Annotated in this window: 3 protein-coding genes and 2 pseudogenes; all 5 read right to left on the bottom strand. The window is 56.6% G+C overall.

Annotated elements, in window-relative coordinates:
• The coding region (locus LPU83_RS38250; protein WP_280178243.1) for a formyltransferase family protein at positions 1-1,011 on the bottom strand (1,011 nt) is incomplete at its 3' end.
• Positions 1,012-1,070: 59 nt separating this feature from the next.
• Positions 1,071-2,354 (bottom strand): aminotransferase-like domain-containing protein, encoded by a 1,284-nt coding sequence (locus LPU83_RS38245; protein WP_157997323.1) that lies wholly within the window; start codon positions 2,352-2,354, stop codon positions 1,071-1,073.
• Between the two features lie 899 nt (positions 2,355-3,253).
• A complete protein-coding gene (locus LPU83_RS38240; RefSeq protein WP_024319131.1) occupies positions 3,254-3,799 on the bottom strand; it encodes a VOC family protein in 546 nt (181 codons plus the stop codon).
• A gap of 414 nt (positions 3,800-4,213) precedes the next feature.
• Positions 4,214-4,729, bottom strand: a pseudogene (locus LPU83_RS38235) (LLM class flavin-dependent oxidoreductase); the annotation flags it as partial.
• A gap of 132 nt (positions 4,730-4,861) precedes the next feature.
• Positions 4,862-5,062 (bottom strand): annotated as a pseudogene (locus LPU83_RS38230) (DDE-type integrase/transposase/recombinase); the annotation flags it as partial.
• Positions 5,063-5,153: the final 91 nt, after the last annotated feature.

Here is a 5,153-nt window from a genome sequence, read left to right as displayed (position 1 = left end):
AAGCCGCTGTCGCCAAAACTCCTCTGAAGGCGCCAGCAATTCATGAGTGACAGTTATGCTCCGCGCCTGTTCATCGCTCAAGATCGGAAGGCGATCACCTTCATCCAGATTGGAGCGCCTGGCGAGGGCTCGCGCGTCCAGCACCTGCCCATCAAGGCCGCCAAAGCAAACATCGACATCCTGCGTACCCGTCGCCACCCGCCAATGGCTGGGGTGGACTTCAAGCAGGCAACCTGCCGGAATGCCCGAGCGCTGGGGGGACACCTCCAGGCGTCTGATTGTGACAACCTCATCGCCTATGAGCGTCTTGGGCATGCACATTTGATTGGGATGATATGGCCCAAAGTCTAAGGCACGTGTCATCGCCGACAGATTTTGCGCGGATTGATCCCATCGCAGACAGCCTGCCGCATCTGGGCGTCGACGTCTCGGAAAATAGCTTCTGTCCACTAGCGCCTGCGGATCGGCCGCAAGCTTCCCGCTCTCGAGGCCAGTTAAGAGCTCGCGAAAACCCTCGATCGCGGCTTCATGACATTTGAGGTTCAGGCTGATTGCCGTGTCGGTGGGCGCAATCAGCACTTGGCGCTGAACCACGACGTCACCCGTATTAACACCATCATCGATCCGATGCCACGTGATGGCATATTCGCTCTCTTGCGCCAGCAGCGCCCACGACGTTGCGTGCGTTCCCGCATATCGTGGCAAAGGACCGTCGTGATAATTGAAAGCACCTCGACGCGCTCGCCCAAACACGTCCGGTGGCAATATGAACGGATTGGCAACGGAGAAAATCCAATCTACCGGCTCAGCCTCCAAAAAAGAGCAGAGCTCTTCAACGCTTTCCATGCACTGGACATTGGCGCGAGCCGCCCACTCTGCGAAGATGGCGTCGTCACACAGGGCCGCACCAATGACGTGGCCCACCGCTATTGCCAGTTCAGCGCATCTGATAGCAAGCGTACCACTGCCAACAATGATGCTGGAGGAGATTGCCCGTGCTGCAGGATTCATGTCCTGATCGCCCGGTTGGCAGGCACGGCCGCGCACCGGAGAAGACCGATATGCCATCTTTATCCACCCACCAAGCTGGGCAATTCCCGCCCAAGCCGCCGCGCCACATAGCGGCCCAAACCGGTCACACTGGTTCGGATTTGCTCGGGGGTAACCGCGCTGAACGCCAATCGAATCCGGTAGTCTTGGGAGTTATCCAACGCGAAGAAGCTCATGGGCATAACGATGACATTGTCACGCCTTGCACACTCGTCCACGCTCTCCGCCCCAAATCTGAAAGGAAGATCAAGGGTCAGGAAGAAGCCGCCGCAGGGGCGATTCCATCGAATCTGATCCGCGAAAGGCGAAAACACACGGTTCAGCTGACACAACATAACGTCGCGATTGGTACGATACCAATCCAGGGCCGGCCGTATCCAATCACGCAAGCTTACCCCCTGTTCGATCAACAGCCCTGCCACGATCGCTTGTGTAATTTGGCTCGTATTGAGGGTAACGAAACTCTTGCGCTGAACCAGATCTTCCCAAAGTACCCGGCAAGCTCCCGCGTCTCCAAATATCGTCTCGGGCAGTATCGCAGCTCCCACGCGGAGAGATGGGGCTAGCGTCTTGGAGAATGTCGAGAGGTAGATAACACTACCGGCCTCGTCCAAAGCGGCCATCGGAGGGATCGCGTCTCCTTCATACCGAAATTGCCCATATGGATTGTCCTCCAGAACGATGATCCGATGTCTGTCGCACACTTGAAGGATATCGCGTCGTGCGGGCGTACCGAGGACGCGCCCGGTCGGATTATCAAAATCGGGAATAAGGTATAGAGCGCGAGCCCTCCGACCTTGCCGGCACAACTGCAGCACTGCGAATTCGACTGCCTCGGCAATGCCAAGTTCTGAGTTGCGCAGCGCTGAAACGGCGACCCGTGTAGCGGCAGCTGCACCGGTTGTCCCAACGTAGGTGGGGTTGCAGACCAGGAGGACGTCCGAAGGTTCGGGACACAGTGCCGGCAGGCAGACAGCAAGTGCCTCCTGGCAGCCTGACGTGATTAGTACGCGATCGGTCCTCGCGGGAACCCCCTCATCGGATCGAACCTGTTGTGCAACGATCTCGCTGATGATGCCGGCAGTTCGTCCATACTGCAACAACTGAGAGTGTACTTGCCCACCTCCGTGATCGCCTGCTGAATACCGTTCATACACGACGAGCGCATTCAACAGCGCCTGGGGGTCGAGCCTATTGAAGAACCGATCACTTGGTCTGCCAGAGGCCAGGGAAATCGCCGACGGAAACGAACCCGAGACCTCATTTAAGAAGTTCATTACTGACGTTTGCGGCATATAATCCATCATGGACCCCACGCAGAACCATCGGCAAAGTGAGGATCACGCCAGTGTGGACTCGACAGCAGCCTTCCGTCGAAACCAGCGACACAGGCTAGAGCGATTCCACAAACAGCCGTCTGACGATTGGCGAGTGTGATCATCGAACATTGTTCCTACTCTGATTGTAGGGGGCAAAGCAATTTCCGTGCCAAGAGAGAAAAACGCGTTTAAACAAGACGGTCGCTGTCAAATTGCCGTGACGAGTGTCTGACATCGTCCAAGATCGACCGGTCCAGATTTGGCCCGATATACTGGACTTGCCTGCTCGTCTTCCGTAGTTCGAAGTTGCAGGCTCCTTACGCTGCCGGTGGCTGAGCGACAGTATCTCCTGCCTTTTCGCCACCAGCAGATAAGGCACCTTCGACACCATGGCGGTGCCTGATGCTTGGAACTCTCGACCGGAATAAACCACCAGGCGGCGCTTCGCACATGGCCTCGGCAACCGCCGAAATTTTTGTGCACATCGATACAGCCGCCTACCATTCCCGGTGGTTTTTTATGGATCGGCGATCGTAGCATCGGCGGGAGATGCCTGCACAGTTCAAATCGGCGAGACAGCTCGCGTCTGGCCCGTCTGCCGCTCGGCAACACAGCGGAGCCGGACGTGGTCGGCTTGGCCTGGGCAGCAAAGGGGCATCGCATCATCCTACCGTTGCTGGTGATCAGTGCCGCAACCGTCATGCCGCTAGCCCGATGCACATTTTGCGTGCGGCCTCTCCATCGGCGGACTTCGCATGGCTAGTGGCATCGATGCCGCGGATTACAGGCCGGACACATGGCTGAATCTGATCGATCGTGACCGCAATACAGTCATGCATTCCGCGGCCGCCTACACGTTGGGGACTGGAACCGTCCAAGTTCGCTCAATATTTCCCGGACTGCTCCAACTGTTCAAAAAGTTCTTGGACATTATTGTCGAGAAATCCTTCCTCGCCGTTCCGATGCACAAGTTCAATGCTCACGCCAGTGTTAGGGCATCGCGAAGAGAACGCCTGTGTTAGGCCCGGTCCGTTTATTACGGCTGTGTCAAACGACAGCCCTCGCTTCTTGAGGGTCTCGACCATCGCCGACACATCGTCCACAGCCAGCGCGACATGGGCTATACCTACCCCAAAATTCTCGACAAGTTGGGACACCTGCGACTCTGGTTCTGTGCCTTGACAAAGTACAAAGCACATCCCGTCGCGAACCATGTCCGCGCACACCATACCAGTCTTTTTGCCCTTTATCTGGAATCGGCGCCTGAGGTTAAACCCAAGTACACCTTGAAACAAATGAATAGCGTCTTCCAGTCTATGGACGGCCAAAGCGATGTGGTCGATCCCACGAAATCGCAGGTTAGTGTAGTCATCCACCGGTGTGGTATCTGGCGATGCGCTGTCAAATGACGCGTTTACGGGATCACTCATTTCAACCTCCTTCTCTTTAGATAACGCATTTGGAGTCTCGACTGGCATGGTAATGCTGTAGGTTGGTCCACAATAGTGACATATGTGTCATCTCTTTCGCCCGCCCCACCGGCGGGGATCACCCCGGTTCCAAGCAGGCTCAACTATGATATGGCGGTCACCATCATCATGAATCTCGCATTCGGGGGTGGCCGAACGCCTTCCGCGGCTAATATCGTACCGTTGGATCCTAGAACCGGGACAGGCGATCATGTTCCCTGATGGGTGGGTCGAGCATTGATATAGATCAACGCGACGCGTATCGACCTTCATTCGAAGCCAATGTAGGACCAGGGCGATCCGATGGAAAAGGAGTATTCTACGACTTTGGTCAACGTTGGTATTCCTATTCATAAACACTATCGGCGACGTCTTTCACGCTGTTCTCTGTCCCTGGCTCTCGCCGTGATTCCAGTCGAGTTCGGGTGCGACAAGCGTGATGAAGTCGTGGATGATCTGACGATATTCCTCGTCTTCGAATTCGTACGGAAGTTCGAGCCTGAGTTCGCTGACATGCGGCAGGATCGGATCTGCAAACAGGCGCTCGAGGATTTCGTCCGCCGTTCCGACGACATCACGGGCAAAGAGCGTGCGCCGCTCACCCTGCGGTGCCAGCGTGCGTCCGTCGCGTCCCGCCGCATAGTCCAGGTAGCGCCGGCGCGTGCCCGGATCGGCACTGTCGAGCGGAACGATCACACCGCCAAGCGCCACGCGACCTCGTCCACCACCTGCAAGCTTGTAGGTCTCAAGCTGACGCAGTTGTGCGACAAAGAAGTCATCGGTCTGTTCGCCTGTCGTCACGTTGCCGATCAGCAGATTGAAGCCGTTTTCACCGGCCCACCTGGCCGACCGCAACGATCCGCCGCCATACCAGATGCGATCGACAGGTCCAGGGAAAGACACACGTCAGGTCGATCGGAATGAGAGTCAGATCACACCGAGAGGCCATGCGGCACCAACCCAGCAAATGGTCGATCGGTGTTGGAGTCAAACCATCCGAGAACTGGCATCAATTGTATGACTGTCCGTGTTGAAGATGTCCGGCTTTCCATACCGAGCATGCGCTTCCTCGACGGCCTCGATACAGAAAGCCGTCTCCATCGTGATCGACAGCCGCCACGACAGAACCCGACGACTGAACCAGTCGACGACAGCGCAGAGATAGACGAAGCCCCGCGCCATGGGGATGTAGGTCAGGTCCATAGCCCAGACCTGATTGGGTTGTAATCGCATTCCGTTCGTCAAGGTATTTTTGGTATTCGGCGTCTTTGCCGTGTTGCGCGACAGGCAACGCGGCGTAAATGGGCTACTGTTC

This window comes from Rhizobium favelukesii, assembly GCF_000577275.2.
Taxonomy (GTDB): Bacteria; Pseudomonadota; Alphaproteobacteria; order Rhizobiales; family Rhizobiaceae; genus Rhizobium; species Rhizobium favelukesii.
This window is presented reverse-complemented; position numbering and strand designations above follow the sequence as displayed.

Excerpts from the sequence above, each read along its gene's own strand:
- LPU83_RS38245 (WP_157997323.1), bottom strand. The coding sequence starts at position 2,354 with ATGGATTATATGCCGCAAACGTCAGTAATGAACTTCTTAAATGAGGTC.
- LPU83_RS38240 (WP_024319131.1), bottom strand. The coding sequence starts at position 3,799 with ATGAGTGATCCCGTAAACGCGTCATTTGACAGCGCATCGCCAGATACC.